Annotated in this window: 28 protein-coding genes and 1 tRNA gene; 7 read left to right on the top strand and 22 right to left on the bottom strand. The window is 46.1% G+C overall.

The window, feature by feature from the left end; all coding sequences use genetic code 11:
- Positions 1-302: 302 nt before the first annotated feature.
- Positions 303-2,012, bottom strand: coding sequence for a hypothetical protein (locus tag ACG1BZ_RS07875; RefSeq protein WP_413665122.1), 1,710 nt, complete (start codon positions 2,010-2,012; stop codon positions 303-305).
- Between the two features lie 1,017 nt (positions 2,013-3,029).
- Between ACG1BZ_RS07875 and ACG1BZ_RS07870 the strand changes: the two genes are divergently transcribed.
- The 3 genes from ACG1BZ_RS07870 to ACG1BZ_RS07860 are packed head-to-tail and all read left to right on the top strand — an operon-like array spanning position 3,030 to position 5,405.
- Positions 3,030-3,494: a hypothetical protein gene (locus tag ACG1BZ_RS07870; protein WP_413665121.1), complete on the top strand. Its 465-nt coding sequence runs from the start codon at positions 3,030-3,032 to the stop codon at positions 3,492-3,494.
- A 32-nt stretch (positions 3,495-3,526) separates the two neighbouring features.
- Complete coding sequence (locus ACG1BZ_RS07865) at positions 3,527-4,249, top strand: 4'-phosphopantetheinyl transferase family protein (protein ID WP_413665120.1); 723 nt, start codon at positions 3,527-3,529, stop codon at positions 4,247-4,249.
- Positions 4,250-4,301: 52 nt separating this feature from the next.
- Positions 4,302-5,405, top strand: a complete 1,104-nt coding sequence (locus ACG1BZ_RS07860) for a 3-deoxy-7-phosphoheptulonate synthase (protein WP_413665119.1) — start codon at positions 4,302-4,304, stop codon at positions 5,403-5,405.
- 188 nt (positions 5,406-5,593) lie between these two features.
- Here ACG1BZ_RS07860 and ACG1BZ_RS07855 read toward each other — a convergent pair whose 3' ends face one another.
- From ACG1BZ_RS07855 to ACG1BZ_RS07820, 8 genes are all read right to left on the bottom strand, one after another.
- Positions 5,594-6,085: a GNAT family N-acetyltransferase gene (locus ACG1BZ_RS07855; RefSeq protein ID WP_413665118.1), complete on the bottom strand. Its 492-nt coding sequence runs from the start codon at positions 6,083-6,085 to the stop codon at positions 5,594-5,596.
- Between the two features lie 137 nt (positions 6,086-6,222).
- Positions 6,223-6,711: a GNAT family N-acetyltransferase gene (locus tag ACG1BZ_RS07850; RefSeq protein WP_413665117.1), complete on the bottom strand. Its 489-nt coding sequence runs from the start codon at positions 6,709-6,711 to the stop codon at positions 6,223-6,225.
- Positions 6,712-6,952: 241 nt separating this feature from the next.
- The gene (locus ACG1BZ_RS07845; protein WP_413665116.1) at positions 6,953-7,459 is read right to left on the bottom strand and encodes a GNAT family N-acetyltransferase; all 507 of its coding nucleotides are present in this window, start codon (positions 7,457-7,459) and stop codon (positions 6,953-6,955) included.
- 154 nt (positions 7,460-7,613) lie between these two features.
- Positions 7,614-8,225 (bottom strand): DUF998 domain-containing protein, encoded by a 612-nt coding sequence (locus ACG1BZ_RS07840; RefSeq protein ID WP_413665115.1) that lies wholly within the window; start codon positions 8,223-8,225, stop codon positions 7,614-7,616.
- Positions 8,226-8,344: 119 nt separating this feature from the next.
- Positions 8,345-8,602: a hypothetical protein gene (locus tag ACG1BZ_RS07835; RefSeq protein ID WP_413665114.1), complete on the bottom strand. Its 258-nt coding sequence runs from the start codon at positions 8,600-8,602 to the stop codon at positions 8,345-8,347.
- A gap of 717 nt (positions 8,603-9,319) precedes the next feature.
- The gene (locus tag ACG1BZ_RS07830; protein WP_413665113.1) at positions 9,320-9,838 is read right to left on the bottom strand and encodes a MaoC family dehydratase; all 519 of its coding nucleotides are present in this window, start codon (positions 9,836-9,838) and stop codon (positions 9,320-9,322) included.
- Positions 9,839-9,868: 30 nt separating this feature from the next.
- Entirely contained in the window at positions 9,869-10,396 is a 528-nt protein-coding gene (locus ACG1BZ_RS07825; RefSeq protein ID WP_413665112.1) for a MaoC family dehydratase, read from the bottom strand.
- 56 nt (positions 10,397-10,452) lie between these two features.
- Positions 10,453-11,304: an HpcH/HpaI aldolase/citrate lyase family protein gene (locus tag ACG1BZ_RS07820; RefSeq protein WP_413665111.1), complete on the bottom strand. Its 852-nt coding sequence runs from the start codon at positions 11,302-11,304 to the stop codon at positions 10,453-10,455.
- 280 nt (positions 11,305-11,584) lie between these two features.
- Between ACG1BZ_RS07820 and ACG1BZ_RS07815 the strand changes: the two genes are divergently transcribed.
- Positions 11,585-12,784, top strand: a complete 1,200-nt coding sequence (locus ACG1BZ_RS07815) for a CaiB/BaiF CoA transferase family protein (protein WP_413665110.1) — start codon at positions 11,585-11,587, stop codon at positions 12,782-12,784.
- 5 nt (positions 12,785-12,789) lie between these two features.
- On the opposite strand, the gene ACG1BZ_RS07810 is transcribed toward ACG1BZ_RS07815, so the two are convergent.
- The 8 genes from ACG1BZ_RS07810 to ccmA form a co-directional block, all read right to left on the bottom strand.
- The gene (locus ACG1BZ_RS07810) at positions 12,790-13,389 is read right to left on the bottom strand and encodes an IMPACT family protein (RefSeq protein ID WP_413665109.1); all 600 of its coding nucleotides are present in this window, start codon (positions 13,387-13,389) and stop codon (positions 12,790-12,792) included.
- Positions 13,352-13,936 carry a DsbE family thiol:disulfide interchange protein gene (locus ACG1BZ_RS07805; protein ID WP_413665108.1) on the bottom strand — a complete coding sequence of 195 codons (585 nt, stop codon included), beginning with the start codon at positions 13,934-13,936 and terminating at the stop codon, positions 13,352-13,354. Before ACG1BZ_RS07805 ends, ACG1BZ_RS07810 begins: the two co-directional genes overlap by 38 nt.
- A 15-nt stretch (positions 13,937-13,951) precedes the next feature.
- On the bottom strand, positions 13,952-15,943 hold the full coding sequence (locus tag ACG1BZ_RS07800) for a heme lyase CcmF/NrfE family subunit (protein ID WP_413665107.1): 1,992 nt from the start codon (positions 15,941-15,943) through the stop codon (positions 13,952-13,954).
- A complete protein-coding gene (locus ACG1BZ_RS07795; protein WP_413665106.1) occupies positions 15,940-16,389 on the bottom strand; it encodes a cytochrome c maturation protein CcmE in 450 nt (149 codons plus the stop codon). The genes ACG1BZ_RS07800 and ACG1BZ_RS07795 overlap by 4 nt, the downstream gene beginning before the upstream one ends.
- Before the next feature lie 87 nt (positions 16,390-16,476).
- Positions 16,477-16,719: a heme exporter protein CcmD gene (ccmD, locus tag ACG1BZ_RS07790; RefSeq protein WP_413665105.1), complete on the bottom strand. Its 243-nt coding sequence runs from the start codon at positions 16,717-16,719 to the stop codon at positions 16,477-16,479.
- A 1-nt stretch (position 16,720) separates the two neighbouring features.
- On the bottom strand, positions 16,721-17,464 hold the full coding sequence (locus ACG1BZ_RS07785; RefSeq protein ID WP_282933518.1) for a heme ABC transporter permease: 744 nt from the start codon (positions 17,462-17,464) through the stop codon (positions 16,721-16,723).
- 14 nt (positions 17,465-17,478) lie between these two features.
- Positions 17,479-18,192, bottom strand: coding sequence for a heme exporter protein CcmB (gene ccmB, locus ACG1BZ_RS07780; protein WP_282933519.1), 714 nt, complete (start codon positions 18,190-18,192; stop codon positions 17,479-17,481).
- On the bottom strand, positions 18,179-18,853 hold the full coding sequence (gene ccmA, locus ACG1BZ_RS07775) for a cytochrome c biogenesis heme-transporting ATPase CcmA (protein WP_413665104.1): 675 nt from the start codon (positions 18,851-18,853) through the stop codon (positions 18,179-18,181). Before ccmA ends, ccmB begins: the two co-directional genes overlap by 14 nt.
- 298 nt (positions 18,854-19,151) lie before the next feature.
- Between ccmA and ACG1BZ_RS07770 the strand changes: the two genes are divergently transcribed.
- Complete coding sequence (locus ACG1BZ_RS07770; protein ID WP_413665103.1) at positions 19,152-19,844, top strand: 2OG-Fe(II) oxygenase; 693 nt, start codon at positions 19,152-19,154, stop codon at positions 19,842-19,844.
- 339 nt (positions 19,845-20,183) lie between these two features.
- Here the strand turns inward: ACG1BZ_RS07770 and ACG1BZ_RS07765 are convergent, their stop codons facing one another.
- Complete coding sequence (locus ACG1BZ_RS07765; protein ID WP_108735213.1) at positions 20,184-20,363, bottom strand: PA3496 family putative envelope integrity protein; 180 nt, start codon at positions 20,361-20,363, stop codon at positions 20,184-20,186.
- A gap of 410 nt (positions 20,364-20,773) precedes the next feature.
- On the opposite strand from ACG1BZ_RS07765, the gene ACG1BZ_RS07760 reads away from it, so the two are divergent.
- Positions 20,774-20,849 (top strand) — tRNA-Arg (locus tag ACG1BZ_RS07760).
- Positions 20,850-21,150: 301 nt separating this feature from the next.
- On the opposite strand, the gene hdeA is transcribed toward ACG1BZ_RS07760, so the two are convergent.
- The 4 genes from hdeA to ACG1BZ_RS07740 all read right to left on the bottom strand — a co-directional run bounded on the left by hdeA (position 21,151) and on the right by ACG1BZ_RS07740 (position 23,448).
- A complete protein-coding gene (gene hdeA / locus ACG1BZ_RS07755) occupies positions 21,151-21,579 on the bottom strand; it encodes an acid-activated periplasmic chaperone HdeA (RefSeq protein WP_282933522.1) in 429 nt (142 codons plus the stop codon).
- 2 nt (positions 21,580-21,581) lie between these two features.
- Positions 21,582-21,809, bottom strand: a complete 228-nt coding sequence (locus tag ACG1BZ_RS07750; RefSeq protein WP_413665102.1) for a hypothetical protein — start codon at positions 21,807-21,809, stop codon at positions 21,582-21,584.
- A gap of 108 nt (positions 21,810-21,917) precedes the next feature.
- Complete coding sequence (locus tag ACG1BZ_RS07745; protein ID WP_413665101.1) at positions 21,918-22,598, bottom strand: hypothetical protein; 681 nt, start codon at positions 22,596-22,598, stop codon at positions 21,918-21,920.
- 379 nt (positions 22,599-22,977) lie between these two features.
- Complete coding sequence (locus tag ACG1BZ_RS07740) at positions 22,978-23,448, bottom strand: HNH endonuclease family protein (protein ID WP_413665100.1); 471 nt, start codon at positions 23,446-23,448, stop codon at positions 22,978-22,980.
- 293 nt (positions 23,449-23,741) lie between these two features.
- On the opposite strand from ACG1BZ_RS07740, the gene ACG1BZ_RS07735 reads away from it, so the two are divergent.
- On the top strand, positions 23,742-24,440 hold the full coding sequence (locus ACG1BZ_RS07735) for a hypothetical protein (RefSeq protein WP_413665099.1): 699 nt from the start codon (positions 23,742-23,744) through the stop codon (positions 24,438-24,440).
- Positions 24,441-24,831: the final 391 nt, after the last annotated feature.

Raw genomic sequence — 24,831 nt, 5'->3', positions numbered from 1 at the left:
GAAAAACCCTAACCTTTGACAACCAAGAAAGAAGTTAATCATTAACTAGCAAAAAGAAAATCCAATCACCTACCATTGCTTGCTAGATATGCAAAGTAAATAGAATATTCAAAGTATAGGGCTAAAAAAATTTAGCCCTAATCTCTCGATCGTACCAACAGTAAAATTCAGAGAGAGAAATAAAGGAAAGAAATTGAGGTCTCACCTTACAGAAGACAGGTTGGTAAAGCATGGTTGGACCCACGAATATGGGTCCAACTGATATAGAAATATTCCTAGAGATTGAGAAAGATATCGTCTAACTAGTAGATATAAATAGCTCCCGCAGCATCCGCATCATTTAAATCTGGATCAGCCATAATCCCAGTATCCGAGCCCTGCTCTTCTGGAGCGCCCACTACCAGGGTATCGCCATCGCCACTTAAAGCGATTGAAGTTCCAAAGTAGTCACGCTCATCGGTGTTATTAGCTTTCAGGTAAGTACTCTCAATCCACTGTCCATCAACCATCGAATACATATAGGCCGCGCCCGCCCTAGATGCCGAGTTGTCAGTGCTATCAGCATAGAAACCTATACCAGCACTACTCTCCTGAGCACCTACCGCAAGTAGTGAGCCATCATTGTTCAGGCTAATAGACGTACCAAAAGCATCATCTTCATCGGTGTTACTCGCTTTAAGGTAGGCACTTTGGTACCAAGAGTCTTCTTCGTATGAAAATAGATAGACAGCGCCATTATTGAAGCCATCGCGATCATCAGGGTCCTCTGAAGCACCTGCCTGAAGTGGGGCGCCCACAGCGAGCAGGTTGCCGTCGCTACTAAAACTAACATCCCAACCAAAACGATCGCCCACTCTTGCACTATCTGCAGTAAGTAGCTGTTGCTGAGCCCAGCCTCCATTATTGGAGAAGATATAAGTTGCTCCCCTGCCACCATGCCCACCAATAGCACCAACCGCCAGAATGGAACCATCATCACTCAAGCTAACGGATGAACCGAAGTCCATATTTGAATTACTATCACTTGCCTTCAAATAAGCTTCTTGACCCCACTCAACCCCAGAATACTGGAAGATATATACTGCACCAGAATCCAAAGCGTCGTCATTATCAGGGCCACTATTGACACCGGTAGCACTACTATCTTCAGATGGGGCTGCAACTGCCAAGGTTGTTCCATTACCGCTTAAACTCAACGCCCGCCCAAAAAAATCATAGTACCCATGATTATCTGCTCTTAGTTTAGCGCTGTGAGTCCACTCTAAATCCTCACGGGTGAATATATGAACTGCGCCAGCCGAAAAGTTATCATCCTCACCATTTTCTTTATAGGCACCAACAGCCAAAGTACTCCCATCGCCACTAAGGCTCACTGCAGATCCAAATGCAGCTCCACTTTCAACCTCTAAAGCTTTTAAAACGGCTCGGTTAACCCAACCATATTCACCATAATCAAAAATATATACAGCACCTGACCCGCTAGCTGCATTATTAAATTCATTTAACTCATTACTATCTTCGCCAGTCGCACCAACAGCTATGGTAGAGCCGTCATCACTAATCGCTACAGACCAACCAAACTGGTCACCGGCTTCGGCATTACCAGCCTTAAAATAACCAATACTATCGACAACTTCCTCATCAATCGATATTTCAGTTGAATCCAGGCAAGTTGTATCATCACAGCTTTGCAATATATAGCGAGCATTCAATCGCTCAAATAGAGGCACCTTAATTTCTACGACTTCAGAACCTGCAGAAATTTTATCGCTAACTACTTCATAGCCAGATTGCCCATCTTTGTTCTCAAGAAGTTGATAATAGGTAGCACCTTCAACATCTGACCATTCAAAAGTGAACACTTTTGCTGAGTTGAAATATAGGTAGGGAGTCGCCGCCTCTGAGATCGAGGAACCTCCGCCACTATCATCTCCTCCTCCAGATGAGCCGCCCCCACAAGCGCTCAAGATCACACCACATGCAATAACTACCGAACTGCTTTTAAACTTCACAACATCCCTCCCCAAGGAATATGGATTGAATCGCGCGCAACCCTACCAAGCTTCAGTGAAAAGAAAAACCAGAAATAGGATAAAGTGAGAGGCGGAGGAGGTTAAAAAGTAAAGTTATAGTTATAGTGGCTAGTGTCGCGATAACTTAGAAGGCCACCTTTCAAGAAAAATAGTTTCCTACCCCCAATAAAGACAAAAATACAGCAAAAAGAGACACGTCGTCAAAAGCAGGCAATAAACCAGGGTAAATTGAAAATAGAAGCACCAAATAAATTAGCCCATTCGTAATAGAAATTTAAATGCGTAAAATAAAACGATTGAGATGGTAATTTTTGGCCTTTGACAACTTTTTCACACTCTTAAAATAGTGAGCCAGCTCTTTCATCAAGGAAAGAGGTTATTACATTTATCAATAAGCGCTCCTCCCGCTCATAAAATATCAGGTCGGGTATACCCCAACCTACTGAATACCACTGCATTGACCACAATATCCGGCCCCAAGCCATCAGTTAGCAAGCCCTTACAAATACAGGCAACCTCATTAGGGTTAATAATATCCATGGAAATGGTGTAATAACCATATTCAGCACATGGAAATTTACTACAGAAATCAAACAGTGAAGCTCTATTTTTACAAAATAAATCGGCTATAGGGATTAGAGGTGAGCGCTCCCACAGAGTTGCGAATTCCTGCCATCTTAGCCTTGGCAAACCACCCATAACACCTACTCATAAAGCCACTTGATGCCACCAGTAGCAACCTGAGCTACCCGCTAGTTAATTTCTGCAGAAAACCCATTGCCTCACAATCCCAAACAGGAAATGGTGGATAAAAAATAGTCAGCACGAGAAGCTGGAAATCAACCAATTCCTGGGCTTGGAAGAAAATGTGGCGCCACTTCACCAAAACCCCAAATGATAATAATTTTTATTTGCGTTTAGTCTCTAGCTGGGGTAGCCTAGTGACACATCATTACTTCTTCTTAAAAATTAATATCGGGGATAGACCTGTCTATATTGCTCAAGCTTAAAAACACAGGGACTGTCATTACAGCTGTCATGCACTCAAATCTATTTTATCTCACCGCTCTAGTTCTTTATAAGCCTGGCAGCCAGCCGCAAAGTTCGAAGGTAAAGAAGCAATGGATAGGCAGCTATCGCTTAATTCCCATCATAAAAATATGGATCGGCTCTAACTGGGAAGCGACGCTAACTCACATTGATGATAAGAACCAGTTACAACACCATGGTCGAACAAACAACCTATGGGCCACCCAATATTTCATAGACAATACCTTTGGTAATTTGGGAGTTAGTATTCTATATAAAATACTTGCCTCTATGGCCGGGATTCTTTATTTTTTCTCTGCAGTAGTTGGTATTGTTATCGCTAGCTCTCTAGGATCAAATGGCTTAAAGAGGGCTGCAGATGAAAAAAATCACAGAGAAGAACCTCTCCGCCAAGTACCTCCTCCAAGATGAAAAGATATAGATACTGAAGAAGCTACGACATCATGAACCAGGACTCTTTTAATGATAGTTACAACTCAATATCTGCGTTTTTAGGTGGGTTTCAAAATATAGAGTCCAATCACTTTTCTGGTTGCCTGATAGAAACCACTTTTAGCGTGAGAAACTATTGTGACTCATTTTTTGAACTGCTTAATATTCCTTTTTCAGATGCATTAAACAACGCAGTCCCATCCCGACAGGCCGAATTTCTTGCTGGGCGAGCTTGTGCTCACTTTGCTCTCAGCAAGCTGGGTATGCCGGTAAAAGAAATCCCTGTAGGAAAAAACCGCTGTCCAGTTTGGCCAAAGGGTGTACAAGCTTCTATTACCCATGCTAGCAACCGAGCAATCTGTGCAGCCAGCACTACGTCTACAGGGCTTGGAATTGATTATGAAACAATTATTTCAGATAAAACTGCCGAAGAAATCAAACACAATATAGTCAGTAACTCAGAAGTAAGACTACTATCAGAGAGCGGTTTTCCTCTGGAACAGTGGCTAATAATAGCTTTCTCAGTGAAAGAAAGCCTTTTCAAGGCGCTATACCCAAAAGTCGGAAAGTACTTTGACTTTCTGGATGTTGAAATTACTTCACTATCGCCCCAGCAACAAAAGTTAGAACTAAGAATTTTGCAGGACCTCTCCTCCAGAGTTCTCAGTGGAAGCACCTATACAGCCACCTATCAACCATATCAAGGTGGCATATTAAGTATCGTTGAATATTAATCACCACCGACTATACCGACAGCACTTCCGTTAAGATGAGAAGGACCATTTTATGTCTGACGTTCCAGCTATTCTGAGCGCACGGACTCATATGAAACTCCCGGGTAATGACGAGCTGATCCAAAAAATGCCCTGCCCGTCTGATACCGCTTTAGCGATCGAGCGAACTCGCCACCAGATTGCCAGAATACTAAGCGGTGAAGATGACCGCCTGCTGGTTGTGATCGGTCCATGCTCAATTCACGACCCTGAAGCTGCGCTAGACTATGCGCAAAAACTGTCCGAAATTCAAAACCAGTTTGAAAGCAGTCTTTGTCTTGTCATGCGTACATATTTTGAGAAACCGCGTACCACCGTAGGCTGGAAAGGTTTTATTTATGATCCTCATTTGGATGGCAGCGCCGATATGCATACCGGGCTTACCAAAGCCAGGGAGTTATTACTCAATATCAATGCACTGGGACTAGGAGCTGCCACTGAATTCCTGTACCCTCTGAATGCACTCTACATTGCAGACTTGATTTCCTGGGGAGCTATTGGCGCTCGTACCACAGAATCACAAACACACCGGGAATTAGCCTCTGCACTTCCCTGCCCTATCGGATTTAAAAATAGTACTGACGGAAATGTCAAAGTTGCAATCGATGCAATTCAGGCAGCTCAATCTCAACAGATATTCTGTACCACAACCCACAATGGAAAACTTGAAGCTATTCAGTCTACAGGCAACCCTAACTGCCACTTAATTCTTCGTGGAGGAAGAAGGCCCAATTACCATACTGAGGACATAGAACAGGCGATATCTCAGCTTGACTATGCATCGCTCCCCACCGGCATTATGGTGGATTGCAGCCACGGCAACAGCCAGAAAATACACACCAATCAAATGGGTGTTGCGGAATCTCTCTGCGATCAAATCAGTACAGGGCAAAGAAATATTTCAGCAGTAATGATTGAGAGCTTCCTCGAAGAAGGAAGCCAAAAAATTTGTCCCTGGGACAAAATGACTTACGGACAATCGGTTACTGATGCTTGTATCGGCTGGAAGGATACTTATCAGGCGTTAGAGATGCTTTCTGAAGCCGTTGTCAGACGCCGCTATCTATTTACCACCTCTCACAATATGGAAATAGAATTAAATCAAGGTGCTATGTAATAGTATTACAGGAACATTTAAGTTGCCAATCCCCCGAGGTGATAGCGGCACTGGCAACCAGTGCCAACTTTTTTAGCCTCTGGCCCAGATTCTATTTGTAAGTAATGCAGCCCAATAGGTACGACCTAAATTTTCAACGACCCAAGAAAGAAACTAAGAAAAACACAACAAGGTTCAATTTATTTACTTTAGAGCGTAAGAAACATTTCATGCCAACTCAAGCCACCATGAGTAGAATCAGACTTACCTTGATGAATAAACCCATATTTAGAATACATACCAACAAGTTCATCTTGACATATCAAATAAATTCTCTTTTTTCCTAGCTCACTCATAGAGCTAATAAAGCTGCTCAAAAGCTTATTTGCCATACCCTTACCCTGATATTTGGGGTGAACCACCAGGGACATAATAACAATATTTTCCCCGCTCGAATCATGCCCCACCAGATCTTTAAACTCTTCATTAGACAATTCTACGTTGTGAGCTGCTCCTGAATTAATAAAACCTATAACTTCCTTATTATTCTCTATAACAAGAAAACCTTCGGGGTAAGTCAAAATTCGCTTTAAAATCTTTTCTTTTGTTGCTGCCTCGCTTCCTGCGTAAGATACAGATTCAATCTCAAAGCACCTAGCTAGATCCCTCTCATTCGCAGAGCGAATATTAATTTCAGACATCCTTGAGCAAAACTCCATGTTCATAAACCAAAATAAAGGTATCCCTCCTCTCAAAGGTACCAGAGGGCATACTATCAACAGTTATATCAACCTTACCTTTCGTAGTATATAGCCTTCAACCACTAGGTTATATTGAACTAAACTACCTTAGCCATAAGATAGACATCAGCATACTCACCATTTCGAAATGCATAATTTTTTGCAGTGCCTTCGACCTCAAATCCATACTTCTTATATAGACCTATAGCCTGTTCATTATCAGTATAAACCTCTAACTCTATACGGCGAACGGCAAGCCAGTTAATAGATAAGTTGAGCATTGCCTCTAAAAGCTTTGAGCCAACCCCACTCTTTTGATGCTCTTCACTTACTGCCATACCTATATTTGAGACATGCTTTCGCCTTGGATTCGAGAATACCTCCATTCCAATTTGACCGACGATCATCCCATCCAGGACAGCTACGATGCTATAAAAGTTATCGGGGATATTCCCCAGAAACTTTTCCCATTTATCTATTGAAGGGTATGGGACTTGAAGTGTTCCCGCATAGCAGGAAGACTGAGCATATATATCTTTAATTTCAGGAATATCTTCTTTTCTACTATGTCTAATTTCTATACTCATGGACCCACTCTCGTATCACTTAATATAAATTCTACCTGCTTATTAATTTCGGTAGAGATAACTTTCCTATTCTGACGCATATCCACAACCACGCCCCACCTGAATAAAGTTAGCGTCTCTCAAAAGCTGGATACGCATTTGCTCGTATATTCATTGTCATGGCTATAGAACATACAATCTTACTCGTCCGCCCATTTCTATCTGTAAAACGGTGGAAGGTCCATCGCAGTACAGCTGGCAGTTAAGCTCGAGCCGAGAATGCTTTGTGATATACAACCTCTCCGCTTGGAAAATCGTCATCAAACGACAGTGCCTGGAAGTACTCTACGGGTACATCAGGTAAAACCAGTCCTTCGACAACTTTGAAGCCAAAACGCCCGTAATAAGTAGGCTCCCCCAGTACAACGCAGCCTGCCGCACCTTGTTCTTTGAGGTCAACCAGGGCGCTCCGAACAAGCTTTGAGCCAACTCCTCTGCTCTGATACTCAGGTAGTACTGAAATCGGCCCGAGCCCGAACCAGTTGGCGGAGCCATCAGAAATAACAACTGGAGAAATGGCAATGTGGCCTATAATATCTTCATCCACTTCAGCCACCTTTGATATAAATAATGCGTCAGCTTGGCGAAGGGCCTTCACGATAAACTGCTCAGAGTGATCAGTATGCGGAGCATCCCGAAAAGCCAAGGTAGTGACTCTGTGGATTGGCTCAATATCTCTTTTACCCTCTTTGCGTATCTGAATATCCAAATTTTTCTCTCTCTAATTTTTTTAAACTATTTTCCCAGCTTTGTTATATTGAAATTTTTCTTTAAATTGACACTCTTTCTATCTCCCGCAAGTAGATTACTTTTTGAGTAAATTCCTACGGTTCTTTATTCATCTGATTTGATACCTTAACGCATTACGTAACAGGCATAGAATATGACGCAACTTGTCCATGCACCTTCTTTTTGGCCGACGATGAAAGCTGATAAGCTGCCAGGCCATACCATATCAAAGTAACTGCCACCCAAATCCTTTGTGTAACTCCTTTGTATTCAACAGGCATATATCCGTAACTAAAGAACCAAAAGAAAGCAACGTGAATCAAGGTTACAAGTACGCATAAATCCTGGAATTTCTTTGAGATATAATAATTGCGCATCTCTAAAGCAAATATTACAGGAACAACCATTAAGATACTTGTTAGCCCATATACATCATGCAATGGACTATTCATAATAAAGAGCCCCGCAAAAATCCATGTCACACCAAATGCAAACATCGTTAAGAAAGTAAATTTAGCCTTTACGAGAGACAAACAAGCCAGTGAAAATATACACATAGAAAGACCAATCAATATATCTGTAAGCCTATGTGAATATGAAAAGAAAGGTGACTCCAGAGCTAGCTCACTAATATGCTGAGTCACAATACTATAGCCTGGCAAAAACAACCCCAAGAAAATATTATACAGTGCAAACACAGGTATCAGCATTGCCTGCCTAATGAATATCAAATCCCGATTACCCAAAACTCACTCCATCTTGTAGAAAAATTAACATCCACATCTCAGACAAGCCAGCGCTACCTGACTGCCCAATGCAGGCTCATGTGATCGAAAAACACGGCATCAGCTTATCAAGTAACACCCTACATTGTGACGTAAAGTTGCCGAGAATACGCATGACAGCGATTTATAGCCAATAAGGCATTTTCCAGGATACTCTCTTCAACACTATTGCCAAATAAGAGCGCGTACCTAGAGTTCTCCGAATCTTGTATTTTGAACTCGTACTCAATATCGAAGTGCTCAGCTAAAATATCCTCGATATAATCGAGATGATCCCAACTGAAAAACTCTAAACACATGCCAAAATCTGGATCACAGGAAATTCTAAGTTCTTTCAATAATGTCGATCTATCAACCATAGTCACTTAATGCCAATCACTCATGGAGAGGCTCGAAGCGCTGCCCCCAGAAAGCATGATAGCCTTAGTACTTACCAGATGCATTCTTCTTAACAGGCACTTCTGATCTGTAGTACTTCATATGTATATTTATCTAATTCATCTTCATTTGAATAAATATCAGGGTAAACTACCCTGTGCTCTTTTATCAATTTGAAAATCTTACACGTGGCTTTCTTGCTTTCACTATCTACAGACGGTAAGCACCCATCACTAATCATGACAAATGTGTCAACTGACATTCGCAGCATCTCTGAGTCACTGCATAACTCCCTTTGTCTGTTCCTACCTACTGAGTTAAGATATTTATCTTTAAGGGTATACAAAGAAGCTATTTGTCACTTTGTACAAAGGTACCCCTAAAGACATCTTACAGCCGCACAATATACCAACATTTTCCTCGTTTTGACGACATACGTAAATCTGCATAAATCAATCCGTTTACACAGATTTTACAATTGATGTAACTATTCCCTTGAAGTATTAGCAACAGGCGGGGACGGTACAGCCACTATTTAAAATAGTGTAAGCAGGGATATACTAGGATACTCTTTTCGATCCATCGCTATACTAGAAAGCTTCTTGAATTTTACTACTTGCGCTATACCACTCTCGACAATCCAGAGTAGGAAAAAAGCGCCTGGCTAGGCTGCGAAATCAGTATCCAGCAGCCTTATAGGGACCAAAGTTCTTACGATAAACAAGTAACGTTCGCTTGTAGGCGCAAACCCATTCACCATGTTGATTTTGAGCGCGGGAATATATGCTAAGCAACCCCTGTTCAGGCCTTGATTTTGACTCCCTTTTGGAAAGTATCTCAGATTCGAAGTATAAAGTATCTCCCACATAAACTGGCTGCAACTCACAGTCACTCATCTCCAAGTTGGCTACAACCTTTCCAAACGTCCTAGTTGTATGCGCCATTGCGCTTAAAACAAATGTCTCCAATACTCGTTGCCTATCACCATAAACTCGACGCGCATATACCTTATCAGTGATAAACGGGCTGAGATCGAATGAGCGAAGTGCATAGTCGACACAGCTAGCTTCAGTGAAGGTTCGACCTGGACGATGCTCGAATATTTGCCCCACTTCAAAATCTTCAAAGTCTATTCCGACCGTTTCTATATAAACGTTATCTTCTACTTCCCGCAAAAAATTAAATGACTCTTTCATTGAGGTCACCTAAATATGGAAAATGGAAACTTAGTAGCCGTTCGCAGAGAAAGGCAGGTGATTGCGTTTGAAGATCAACATGTCACACTGTATTTCGCAAATAGTCTTCTTGTCTTGATTCTTTCCAAATATAACAATTTCTACCAGCCCCGCGTCGTCATACTCACTACCTGCCTGGACTTCGAGAACCTTACTCTCAGAATACAAGGTATCACCGCCATAAGCGGGTGCCACCATGGAAATTTTTCTCCAACCAACAATTTTTTTCCTTCGATTGTAGGTCTTCCAGATCAAACCCATTAGCTGTTGAACCGCTAAAGTAGTATCGATTAACGGCTTACCGAATTCAGTTTGGGCGGTGTAACACTCATCAAAATGCAGCATGGCTTGATTTAAGGTCTTGATGCACTCTTCCTTATTATCGTGCTGGCTAATGGTAACGCCAGGCCTATGGTGAAAAACCTGCCCTACCTTAAAGTCTTCAAAATCGAGACCGTAACGCTCTCGATAGCGATTTTTACCGGTTTTTATATACGCAGGAAAATGATAGCGGGGCATAGAAACCTCTTGCCTTACCGTAAGGCTCCGGTGAGTTTGGCTCTGCTACAGTACGGTCACAATCCCTTCGAGGCCGCCACAGTTTTCAGTGCCCGCTCAACCACGGGCATATCCACCATCTGTCCATCAACTACAAGAACTCCACCATGATTTTCTTTATAAGCTTTCAGTACTCGCTGAGCATGAGAGAGCGCCTCACTAGATGGTGCCAACCCTTGGTGAATCGGTTTAATTTGCTTTGGATGGATGGCTATTTTTCCAGAAAACCCCAGGGCGGAGACCCTCTGTGTTTCCTCAATTAGGCTTCTTTCATCATCCAGCTCCAAATAGGGGCCATCTACAGCATCAATGCCTGCAAATGCGGCAGCCTGAACCAGCCGCCCCCTGCCATATAAAAGAGCATCCCAGCTCATATCTGACCCCACTGTTGCACTGTAATCAGCCGCGCCAAAGGCCAAGCAAACCACCTCCTCTACCTGGGCAATACTCAACGCATTCTCCAAACCTTTTGGGGATTCAATCAGGGCTATTATTCGAATCGTTTTATGGGAGGGGGCCATAACCTGGCAAAAACCAATCACTTCTTCTGCTGATTGAACCTTGGGAAGAATCACAACATCTGGCAGTTGCGGCAGATCTAGCAGCATCAACATATCCTTGATGCCGCAATCGCTGTCGAGCTGGTTGATTCTCAACGCGCGCTGAGTGGGAACAATATCCTTTCCTGTAAAGAAATTGACCACCTGCTCCCTTGCAGTATCTTTATCTTCCAGGGAAACGGCATTTTCCAAATCCACACAGGCAATATCAGCTCCGCTGGCCATTGCTTTTTCATAGCGATCCGGCCGGGTCGCAGGGACAAACAGGACGCTGCGAAAATACTTGCTTCTGTTAATGACACTACCCATCTAGCGGCACCCTCTCAACAAATTGACAGATAGCCGGATATCCGTTCCCGGTGCCCTTCTCTACAACCGGATTCCAAGCCAATCCAGTAGCTCACCCAAAAGACTAGCAACTCTGTATTAAATCGCGACATTCACCTTCAGTTAGCCCTGCCTGTCAGAGGGTCACTAAAATACGGGTGACCGACTATTCCCAATATCTACCAGCCAATCCCATCTAATTTACGACTCTTGCTCTATTCTGAGGAATACGGCATATCTATATTTAGTGGATTATTCCGACATGTTACCTCTCTCAGGCTTGCGGATTGTGGCGGTGGAACAATATGGTGCAGGCCCTTTTGGCACCTTATATCTGGCAAATCTGGGAGCGGAAATCATCAAGGTCGAAGATATCTCCCACGGAGGAGATGTAGGCCGTACCGTAGGCCCTTACTTCTTGGAAAATGAACCTGGGGATAATAGCAGCCTTTTTTTCCAGGCTTTCAATCACAACAAACGCAGTTTATCCCTCAACCTTTCCTCTCCCCAAGGGCAGGAAATCTTGCACAAATTAATTCTTAGTGCAGATGCACTGGCCGACAATCTACGGGGAGACGTACCGGGCAAGCTGGGTATTACTTACAAAAAACTGGGAAAGCTGAACCCCAAGATCGTTTGCGCCCACCTGACTGCCTACGGCCGCAGTGGCGATAGGGCCAAGTGGCCGGGATATGATTACCCCGTGCAGGCAGAGGCAGGCTATTTCAAGCTAACTGGTGAACCTGACAGTCCACCTGCCCGGTGCGGCCTGTCCCTGGTGGATTTATCCACAGGGGTGGCTCTCGCGCTGGCCGTTGTTTCTGGTGTACTTAATGCCAGGGAAACTGGCAAGGGGCGAGATATCGATGTCAGCCTTTTTGATAACGCTTTATACAATTTAAGTTATGTGGCCATGTGGCAATTAAATGCAGGGCACAACCAAAAGCGGGTGCCACGATCAGCACATTTTTCCCTAAGCCCTTGTCAACTTTATAAGACAAAGGACGACTGGATTTACCTGATGTGCAACAAGGAAAAATTCTGGGAAGCCCTGTGTCAATGTATTGAACATCCAGAATTAGTTAACGCACCCAAGTTTGTAAATTTCAGGGAACGCAGAAAAAATCAATCGGAATTAACTGAAATACTGGATGAGATACTGTCAAAAAAAGATACTGCAGAGTGGCTGAAAATTTTAGCTGGTCAGGTGCCGGCAGCCCCGGTATATGATGTTGAGCAGGCGCTGACAAATCCCTTTGTTTCCGATACCGACCGCATCCAAACAATACCCGGTGATCACGGCAAGGATATTAAAATACTGGCACCGTCAATTCGCTGCGATGGAGAGATGGTTAATTTCAAGCGGGCACCTACCCTGGGAGAAGACACCAAGGATATCCTGGCTGAGCTTGGCTATTCCGGGGCTGAGATAGCCAAGCTTGCCAAGTACGGCATCATTTGAAAGAACTATTGATCATCGAGAAGCTGAAAGCCCTCTGCCAATAGTTGCGCCTGCAATTGCGACCACTGATCCTGGGGGAGTGAAACTGGCACAGTGACATCACTGGCATATTCCGCCTGCCCACAACTCCCCTGGTGACGCCCCACCAAAAAGCGCAGGCGGGCTTCCTGGGAAAAATCACAGCAAACCGAAACATGCAGCAGGGGAATAAAAGGCTGTAAAGGAATATCTTGCAGCGCTGCACCTACCGCACCGCGATAGGCGCGCATCAAGCCACCCACCCCAAGCTTGGTACCACCAAAATAGCGGGTCACTATAGCGCCCACATTACCGACACCCTGTTTCAACAGCAATTCCAGCATTGGTCGCCCCGCGCTACCACCGGGCTCGCCGTCGTCATCTGCTTGCATTACTTCCGGGTTGGAAGGGTTGCCGATCACCAACGCGGTACAGTGGTGGCTTGCATCGGGATATTGAGCGCGGACAGTATCCAGCTGTTGTTGAAAAGCCGCTTTATTCTCTACTGGCCCCAGCCAACAAATAAAACGGCTCTTCTTTTCTTCTGTCTCACTGACAACGGGAGATGAGGGAATCTGATAACTCACCGACAATATCGTCCCAGCGCTGGTTTTTTAATTTTTCGTACAAAGGCTGGAGCTTGGTCTGCCAGACTTTATTGTCGACAACGCCTACGTGCTTGCAGCGAATAGTCCCCTCGGAATCCACCAGGAAAGTTTCCGGCGCACCGAAAACACCAAGGTCCAGCGCCAAACGGCCATCTCTATCGGCGAGGCTATACAAGTAGGGATTGTGGAATTTTTCCAACCACTTGATTGCTGCGTCATCCTCATCTTTGAGGTTAACGCCAACGATCGGCACACCCTGCTCAGCCAGAGCATTCAAATAGGGGTGCTCTACCCGGCAAGCTACACACCAAGTGGCCCACACATTCATCAAATGCGGGCCATTGGGAAGATCTTTCTTCTCTACAATTTGGCTGTTATCCGCCACTTTTTGCAAAGAGAATTCCGGCACCGGTTTATTCAGCAAGGCCGATGGCATTTCCTGTGGATTCAGGTAGAGGCCCCGCCAAAATAACAGGGCCAACACGACAAATATTACCAGGGGCAAAAAGAGTTTGAGTCTAGACATTATCCTTTCCAACTATTACGCCGTAGCAACATTGCCTGTAACTTCTACATCTACAGGTTTAGCGGCCTTCGCTTTGCGATAGCGCTTATCCGCTACAGCAATAGCTCCACCAATCGCCATCAGAAGCGAGCCCAACCAAATCCATACCACAAAGGCTTTGTACTGAAGTCGCACAGCCCAATCACCGCTTGGGTTAGACCTGTCCATCGGCTCACCGAGGGCCACATAAATATCGCCGAAGAATCCAGTATCGATCGCCGCCTCTGTCATGGTGTTGCCACCAGACAGGTAATTGCGTTTCTGGGGATGCAGCTCTGCTACCGGCTTCCCGTCCTTGCTGACATGCAATACACCTTCAAAGGCTCGGTAATTAGGCCCCTGAACCATACGAACACCGTCAAATTTGAAGTCGTAACCGGAAACCTGGAAACTGTCCCCTGCACCCATACGCACATCTTCCTCAATGCTGTAAACCGTGGTCAGTACTACCCCCAGCACCGAAACTGCCAGGCCGATATGTGCGATATGCATACCGTAGTAACTGGCTCTCTGACGCTTAAGGCCGGCAAAGAATGAGCTGGAGTTGCGGGTTTTAGCCACGATATCAGCGATGCTGGAAGCAAAGACCCAGATACCAATAAAGATTCCGAGCGCCGCTCCCCAGTGGAAATCTCCCAGGGCCAGGGTCCACAGCAACGCAACTACCAACGAAGCGACAAATGGCAAACGCCATGCGCTCAGCAGTTTGTCCCAGCGGCTGTCTTTCCAGTTGGCGCGCACGCCCATACCCACCAACAGGCAGAGAACAACCATCAGTGGCACGAAGAAAAGATTAAAGAAGGGCGGACCCACACTCACCTTGCCCCAGTTCATGGCGTCGGCCAGCAGCGGGTAAAGAGTACCGGTCAAAACCATGCCCATAATCAGCATCAACAGGATGTTATTGCCAAGCAGGAAGGTTTCCAAAGAGCGGAAAGAGAAAACACTGCGAGCGCTGACTGTCGGTGCGCGCAGGGCAAATAACAGCAGCGAAGTGCCGACAATTACAGCCAGGAAGCCCAGAATAAAGCTACCTCGCAGTGGATCAGTAGCAAATGCATGCACCGAGGTAATCACCCCTGAGCGCACCAGGAAGGTGCCGAGCAGGCTGAGACTGAAAGCGAAAATCGCCAGCAGGATAGTCCAGCTCTTAAACAGCCCACGTTTCTCAGTTACCGCCAAGGAGTGCATCAAGGCAGTCCCCACCAACCAAGGCATCAGGGATGCATTCTCAACCGGGTCCCAGAACCACCAGCCACCCCAGCCCAGCTCGTAATAAGCCCACCAGCTACCCAGGGCAATACCCAAAGTCAGGAAGCCCCAAGCCACAGCCGTCCAGGGTCTTGCCCAACGGGCCCACACCGCATCCAACTGGCCACCGAGCAGTGCCGCAATGGCAAAAGCAAAGGCAACCGAGAAACCCACATACCCCATATAAAGCAAGGGCGGATGGAAAATCATACCCGGGTCCTGCAACAGCGGGTTCAGGTCAGAACCTTCCATCGGTGGGAATGGCAGGGTGCGATCAAATGGGTTGGAGGTAAGCAGAATAAACAGGAAAAACCCGATCAGTACAAAACCGAGTACGGATAAAACCCGCGCGGAAAGCTCTGGGGGCAGCTGCTTACCAAACAGCGCTACTGCCGCAGCCCAACCAGCCTGAATCAAAAGCCACAACAGAATGGAGCCCTCATGCCCACCCCATACAGCGGTAACTTTGTAATAAACCGGCAGGATACTGTTGGAGTTCTGTGCTACGTAATTAACCGTGAAATCACTCTGCACAAAAGAAGTGGTCAGGCAGGCAAAAGCGATCAGAACGAACGCAAAAATACCCAGAGCCAGCGGACGCCCCGCATCCATCCACACAGGGCGCGATGAATAGCTACCGGCCATCGGCACTGTTGCAAGAGCAACCGAAAGCAGCAAGCCGACAATTAACGCAAAATGGCCCAGCTCAGGGATCATATTTTCGCTCCATCGGAACAACCTTCATGGGAAACCATGGTGTCGGCTACCTCAGGTGGCGTATAAGTTTCATCGTGCTTGGCCAGCACCTGGTCCGCACGCAGAACACCGCTTGGCATCAACTGGCCGGTAATCACTGCTGCTTCGCCTTCGGCAAATAGGTCCGGCAGGATTTTGTCGAAGACTACGGAGAGTTGAGCCTCGCCATCAGTAATCACAAACTGGACTTCCAGGCTATCAGTAGCTCGCTGCACACTGCCCGGGACAACACAGCCTCCCGCGCGAATCCGCTTTTCCATCGGGACTTCACCCGCTGCAAAGGCCTTGGGGGCATAGAAATAATCGATATTGCCGCGCATCGCATAGGCTACAAAACCTACTGCTGCACTGGACAATACCACCAGGACAAGTACGAGTATCAGGCGTTGCTTGCGTACAGGGTGCATTGTCTAAGTCCTACTCCATAACTATTTAATTCTGTTGCGCCGATAGGTTCTCCATCGCCCTATCCGCTGGAACCCAGCAAATTGAAATTAAGCCGGTTCCTCTACTGTTTCTTTCTTTGTGGTTACTGTGCGCTCACTCACTGCCTGGCGGCGGCGCTGGGCAATTTTCTGCTGTCGCACCAGCTCTGCCTTCAGGCCACGGCGGGCAATGTAAGGGTAGAGAGCCATCCCCGCGAGACTCAGGAAAGTCACCGCGTAGGACACCCACACAAATACACCGTGGCCGTCCATCGTTAGGAAATCAGCCAGGTTGGCAAATTGAAACTCCACTCTATCGACCTCCCGCCAGTTCTTCCTGTACCCACTTGGTGCGCATCTCGCGCTTGAGCAGCAGAGTGCGGGTGTGAGTCAGCAGGGTCCAGGCATACATACAGTAGAAACCGATAATCATGGTCAGCAGCGGGTAGAACATGCTCGGATCAATACTGCTGGATTCGGTCAGGCGAATGGTCGCGGGCTGGTGCAAGGTAAACCACCAGTCTACGGACTTGTAAATAATCGGGATATTCACGGTGCCCACCAGAGCCAGCAGCGCAGAAGCTTTGTCGGCGACTTGCTCCCGGTTCACTGCGTGGGTAAGTGCCATAACGCCGACATAGAGAAACAGGAGTATCAGCATCGAAGTAATGCGGGCATCCCATACCCAGTAAGCACCCCAGGTAGGTTTACCCCACACGGCACCGGTAAATAGCGATACAAAGGTCAATACCGCACCGATCGGCGCGGCAGCGCGCATCACCGCAAAGGAGAGCTTCATCTTCCAGATCAAGCCGATAGCACCGCTGATCGCCATAATGTAGTAACCGGCCAGCGCCAGGAAGGCGGCGGGTACATGGATAAAGATAATGCGGTAACTATTGCCCTGCTTGGCATCTTCTGGGGCAAAACCCAGGCCCCAAACACTGCCTACAGCGAGCAATACAACACTAGCCAGCGCCAGCCATGGCAGCCAGGCTTCAGTTTTTTGATAGAACCAGCGGGGCGAACCCAGGCGGTGAAACCATTGCCAAGCCAAGAAAGACCTCCAAATCAATTATCCAGGCTAATACGTATTGCACCCGCAGCAGCGAGTGGCGCCAGTGCCGCAGCAGCCGCTAGGAGTGCTGCCAATATCGCCAGTTGGGCGCTGTAGGCATAGCCATCAATTGCCGCCTGTACTGCGCCGGTGCCGAAGATTAGCACGGGCACATACAGCGGCATAACAATTAGTGCCAAGAGCAAACCGGGGCGGCGCAAGGCAACAGTGAGTGCTGCACCAATGGCCCCGATCAAACTCAAACTTGCAGTTCCCAGCAATAGGGAAACCAGCAAACAAACATAACCATCCACGGGCAGATTCAGCATTAAGGCGAGCAGCGGCGACAGCAATGCCAGCGGCAAGCCTGTGGCAATCCAGTGCACCAGGGATTTTGCAAGAACCGCAAAATAAAGCGGTTGTGGTAACAGGGTGAGCTGCTCCAGGGTGCCATCTTCGAAATCACCTTTAAAAAGGCTTTCCTGGGATAGCATGGTGGACAGTAGGGCCATTACCCAGATCATGCCCGGAGCCATCTTTGCCAGAAGTTCGGGCTCAGGTCCTACCCCTAACGGCAAAAGTGCTAAAACCGTCACAAAAAATAATAAGGGGTTGGCAATATCTGCTCGTTTTCTCAACGCCAAGAGCATTTCAATCCGGAACAGCGCCATAAAACCGGGGCCACTGCGCACTTCGCTCACCGGCGTTTGGACATCAACTGTCGACATGCTCTCCCCCAAAATCCTCAAAAGGCTCAGAGACTGAATAGTCAGACAAATTAACCTCGCTGAGTCCGGCTAATGACAGAGGTTGGTGTGAGGTCAGCAGAATTGAACCACCGCTATACAGATGGACCGCCATTTGCTCTTCCAATGCAGCAACACCCACAACGTCGAGAGCGGTCAGTGGCTCATCGAGTATCCACAATCGAGGGGAATCAGGTAGAAATAATCGCGCTAGGGCAACCCGGCGATTCTGGCCGGCGGAAAGGGAGTGACACAAGCTGTCCTCAAAGCCGGTCAGGTCGACTTTATCGAGGGCATTGAGCGCGTCCTCATGGTCAGCACCATACCAGGTGAGGTTTTCCAGCGGAGTCAGGCCACTGCGCACTCCGCCCCTGTGCCCGATATATAGTAAGGATTCACGCATCGCCGAGAGCGATTGCGGGTAGGCGGTATCACACCAAAGGATCTCCCCAGTGAAATCACTGCTACTGCCAATCAAAGTGCGCAGCAAGGTCGTTTTACCCGCGCCATTACTACCTTTGATTTGAATTGCAGCGCCGGCTTGAAGAGAAAACTGAAGGCCCTCAAACAAGCGCCGACCATCCCTTTCGCAGGCGAGATCTCTCACTTGCAGCACAACTTGGGACTTAGGGGTCACAGACATTCCAGGATAAAACCGCTCTGACAAATCTGAACGGCATTATACCGGCACCAGCGCTAATTGCATTGTCTCAGCGAGCAACATTTTAGCAACCCTTGATCTTTCGCAAGAATGCCCACTGATTCACACTGAAAAGCGCTATTTAAATTGGCACTGAATTGTAGTTTTGGTATTTTCACACCGTCGTGAGATTCAGTACCTGTTTCTCGCTGTACCCTCAAGGAAGTGGGTAATCTCAGAAGTCGACATAAAGCTGGACCCCCAAAAGGGCCAATTCTTCTGCTCGTAAGGATGCGTGTCTATGAACAATCTCGCCACCCATATCGATCCCTGGCTCGACGCTACTACTTTAATTGGCCAAGAAAGCCAGATTCACCAACAGCCATTTCCTTTCTTCGTTGCCAAGAACTTGCTGGCCGAGAACCTGATGGCATCCTTTATCAAAGACTTCCCAAAGCTTAAAGGGGCCGGCTACCTTCCCTACGATAGAAGCAGTTGTGGCACCACAATAAATGAACTGATTGAACAGTTTAGGGCTCCGGAATTTGCCGATGCTATTGGCAACAACCTGGGTATTGAGAATCTTTCTCAATACCCAACCTATGTTTCCATTAGCCGTACACTCAAGAAACGCCACGGCCGCATCCATACCGACGGACAGTCAAAAATTGCTACCGCCCTGCTCTACCTGAACCCGGAGTGGTCCTTGGACGGCACAGGCTGCCTGCGTTTCTTAAAAAGCGGCGATAACTTTGAAGATACCGCAGCCCCAGAGGTAAAACCTTCGTACGGTACCCTGGCCGCATTTAAGCGAGCCGATAACTCATTCCACGGACACTTGCCTTTCGAAGGTAAAAGATTGGTTATCCAGGTAGCCTGGTTAGTCAGCGATGCTGACAAAAACAGAAAGGCCAAGCGCGGCAAGTTAGCTTCAAAACTCAAGCGTCTGCTGGGTTGGTTTGGAGGCAACTCTGCAGCCACACAAAATATGTAGCTACAGCCAACTCAATACCTACGATAGAGCCCGCATCCCTTACGGGCTCTGTACCTACACACCTTCTTCCCTATCTCCATAGCACCCATTGCAAAAATAATAAACCTAACAACTTTAATTAGTGGAAAATACAATACAGGGAAACAGAGCCCAACGATTTAAAAGCACAGAGAAAAGCCAGGGAAAAATAGAGGTGACTTGGGTAGGAAAGGCAAATTTTCAATAAAATCTATTAACTACGCAGAGTACAGTTTAAGCAATCCTATTTTTAGATTACTTTTATTTATTATCTGCACCCTGCATAGCTGGCTGTAGCCGTTAAAGTTTCAGCATATTTCGTTAGTCGAAATCATAGTCCATTAATTCACGCCTTAAACGCTTTTCCTCCAATTTGTCTTCTACCATTCGACGTGCGTCGCGTGGTGGCTGAGAGGTAGCTTCCTTCAGCACTTCAGTTGCAATTTGTGGAATACCCACATTATCAAAATCTAGGCGTCTTTCGTTAACGTGGCCGCTCATACGAAACTCCATAATCTTGATTAGAGAAAGCAGAAATATCCTTATCGCACCAAGGGTGCAATTGCAGGTTATCCAGCTCAATCAATCGTGGTCAAGCAATAATTTATCAAGTGGAAATGCGGCTTTTACGTCAAAACTTTCCAACTGATCCCCGAACAAAGCTATCCGCAAAAACCTCCATTTCGAAGTCAAAGTAGCGAAGAAAAAAGACAGATTTATGAAGGTTTTTCGAAAATTTTAAGAAAAGGGAACGACGGGAATAGCAGTAACCGAGTGGCGCCAATGTTACCCTCAGTGACACAGCAACTTGGTACGATTGGATGGAAGGTGAGTTAATGGTGAAAAGCATGACATGACACAGGGCTTTCCACAGGCTAGAATAGCGCCGCTCTTCAACAGTGCTGACACCCGCCCCCGTCGGTTAACAGGATAAACCACGGACCTCCTAAGTCCGGACTGGTGGTTCGAGTCCACCCGGGGGCGCCATACATATCAAGGCAAATTAGCAAACGACTGCCTTTGCCGAATGCATAAACAACGCCAGGAATAACCCAGCCAACAGCACCCCACCCCAGAAGAGCCTGGTAGAACGGCTAATTGTTCTCCCGCGCCTGGCTTCGTTTCTTACAGTCTTTCCCATATCACAAATCCATTTGCCTACTTTTCGTCCATTCACCATAAATACTAACCGAAACCATTTCGCTGGTGAATCTCCATCTCAGGATAGACAAAGCCCGGCACAAGCCGGGCCCAGAACAATAGCAATGCAAGTATTGACGAACAGCGCCTACTGGTTAGTCCCGTTTGTGCCACTGCCACCATTACTATTGTTCATCTGAGTGCCATCCTGCATTTTTTTCTGCATCTTCATCATCTGCTTTTCAGCTTTGTCCTTCTTGTGGTGCATCCCCACCTTGTGCCACTCATCTTTGAACTTAGCCCAGAAAGATTCTTTTGGCGCTTTGGTGCAGGCGGTAATCACCATCGGCGTCACTTTTTCTGTGCCTTCAATATCCAGCATATCCCCCTCTTCCGTGCCTTTCTTGGCGTAGGCGGCAGCCCAATAAACTGCTTTAGGCTTAAACTCGTCGTCGATAGCCAGGAAATCCGCACAGGTCCAGTCTTTCGCCGGCTTCTTGGGATGGTTATCCGCGAAGGCAGCAGAAGCAGCAAGACTGGCAATTACCAAAGGAAGAATGAACTGCTTACTTTTCACAATTAGATCTCCAAAATATCCAGGGTTATCACCCCGTGAATCAATTGCAGGTAATGTGCAATCCGCTCGCTACCCACGGGCCGGGGAGGACTGGCCAGCAAGTCACTAAAATGACTGCGACAAACAGCGAGGCAAGGAATTGCCCCGGATTCACCAGCCTTACGACAGCGGAAACGCAAGCCAAGACACTGAATCAACGAATACTTGGCCCATTGAAAGGATAGACGCATTTTTCATTTTTTGGGGAAAATCAAAAACACTTTCTTACCCACTTGCATACAAGCTTTATTGTCCAGACGCATTCCATGTGAAGAAGCAGGCTTTACCTATATACACCTTTAGCTATTAGCGCTCGGAATAGAGTTTGCTGCCTCCCATTTTTGACTGTGCCTACCCAGCCTTAGCAAAGAGAAACCTAACCAAATAAACCAGACTATTTGGGAAATTCCGAATATTTCTGTAAAGATATCGTCCGGATAGATAGTCGCAATTCCCGCCACTCCCACTAGCACACCGATAAAATTTAATGGACGGGAAAAAAGCCCAGCTTGCAATGCAGCAATGCTAATTAACAGAACCCAAAGTCCACCCACCAACTCATTGCCACCACCAAGACTTTCAACCATCAAGTATATTATTCCCCAGGTATCGAAAGCCTTCTGAACACTGACCTCCATATGCCCCAAAGCATAGGCGAGCCCTATATTTGCGATCATACCACTCGCTATGACCAGGCCCACCCAGACTGCTCCGAACAAGGATGCCAATGCAGCAATCTCCCTCCTCTTACTTTTTAGCTTTTCATATAAGCTAACTACCACACAGCCCAGCAAGATCGCAAAGACCAAGTACATTAGGGTATAGGCAATATTAAAAATCTGTTGATTTTCTGCCAAGAACGTCATTTTTTCTATGGAGCTCCCATCCGATGGAAAAGACCAAAAAGCACCAAAGAATACAAACGCACTAATATAAATTAACCCCATGCCAAACGCCGAGATACCAGCAACTCTATCCATAGCTCTCCCCTATCATCTTTTAACTCAATTCAATGCCCGTAAATATCGCTTCAATTATGTAACCCAAGAAAGCCAAATTCGTAACACCCCACCCTATCTAAGCGGCAAGTAATCGCAGAAATGAATATTCAGCAACAGAAGAAAACCACAGTGCTTTAACTGAAGTGTACATTAATGCCATTTCTGACTAGCGTTCATACCAGGACCTGTAGGTTAGGTGGATAGCTAAATATCACTATTGTTAACTAACCCGAAGGAGATAATAGGATGGGGAGCAAGGAGTGAAGGATCTAAATAATCCGGAGATCAGTGATTTCCATCAGGAGCCGATTTACTTAAAAATCAGCTCAATGTCAGCTCTAACGATAGAGTGTCGTATTCAGTCGCCAAGCCGATACTTACGGACCACAACCTCAAACTGACGAATATAAATGGCTTGGGCTGGCTTATAGGGCGGCAGCCACTGATCGGGCCCTTTATCTCCCTTACTGCGATTGTGGCCATCATCAACCAGCCATAAATTTGCAGGGTCTTCTGCAAAAGCTCTGCGCTGCTCCCGGCTCCAGCTAGCACCACCGTACTTATGAGCCCAAGATAGCGGTACTATATGCTCCACATCCAGATCCGAGGCTTTTTCAAAAAACTGTCCCGTATAGGGGTCCATCCACAAACCTGTAACCACTGTGCAGCTCTTCTCATTGCTGAAGGCAACAGGAGCCAAAGAAAGCCGGATCAATAGCTCCTGGCGAGTATTCTGGCAATCACCATCGTCATCAGACCACCGTGGCAACCACTCATTGCGATCATAAGATTGAGGGGTTACTTCATAACACCCGCTGAAGGTCAACATGGACACTATTAATAAAGACTTGAGTCGCATAAAACTAAACTGCGGCTAATTACTGCTGGGGGAGCATTTTGATTATAGCTTTGAGCTCCGTCAAGAAGCCAATCCACTTTGACATGAGTACAAATCGGTACAAGTGTGCTGTATCCACCCACCCCAATGAATGAATATCATTAAGCTAATATACGACTGAAAAAATTTAGATGGTTAAGAAATTGGTATGTAGTAACAATAGCTATCCCCTATACTACATAAAGGTCGAGAACCATTACAACAAGGATATAAGAGGCAGAATAATGAAGTTATCTTTAGCACTAATTTTCATCACATTTCTATCTGCCAACGCTTCATCTCAAGTCAACATCCCTGGCACCACACTCCAAGAACGGATATTTGAACTAAATCCCCCGGTAATAGCTTCACCCACGATGTCCTTTCCGGAGATTAGACAGAAGATATTAAAACTCAATAAGTTTATTGGTGGATACCCACCCAGTTTTACAAATGAGAAAGAAAGAGAGTTGATCTATCAAAAATGGCTTGCATTAGTTTCCGAAGCAGAAGCTTTTAACACAGTACATAATGGCTCAGAAGAGTCACTTTACCTACTATCAGAACTCTACCGACAGGGCCACAACATGGATGTAGAGGGTAGCGCGGAAAAAGCATTCAATAACTTAAGTGCATGTCTTCACACTTTTAAAAAGTCCGTGATGTGCAACTTTTCAGCATCCTATTTCTACCTATCAATTGGCCTCGCATACTTAGACAGAGCAGAGCAAAGCTTATCCATACTAAAAGAACATTTTAGTCCCAATCTTAACGATGAGGTCGAATCTGGTTATGTATTCTTGCATATCTATCGCCAAGACATCCCCAAAGCAAAACAGCAAATCGACTTCTTTATCCAAAAATTTCCCAATTCCAGCAGAGTCGCAATGTTTGAAAATATAAAGGAAAATTTAGGCGATACCATAGAGTGGAAACAACATTAACCAATGCCCTTTTATAACTCAGGAGCAGCACAGCACTTGGCATTAAACGGCTCAATAACTAAACCGCCGGACACTACCCATACATCATTTTCCGAGCGATTTTTTACCCTCTAGGTTACTTAACAGCATTAAGCTATGGAAAGGAGGAAGTAGCCCAATCATTGTACAAGTGTACTGACATTCAACCATATATAGCACCTCAACTACTTCGGTTAGCAGTTATTAACCAAGCGGCTACAGTCATTGCCTAACTTCTATGAAATACAAAATACTCACCTGAGGCTAGCGCACTTGTTTTAACAGCTCTAAACATCTCATACAGAATGTCATTGAACGAATCTACAAGAAGATACAATGACCCGTCTGGTAAGATCAAAACCGCTTAGGTAAG

The organism is Microbulbifer sp. CNSA002 (assembly GCF_047324085.1).
Classification (GTDB): Bacteria; Pseudomonadota; Gammaproteobacteria; order Pseudomonadales; family Cellvibrionaceae; genus Microbulbifer.
Note: the sequence above shows the minus strand (reverse complement) of the source record. Positions and strands in the feature narration are given on the sequence as shown.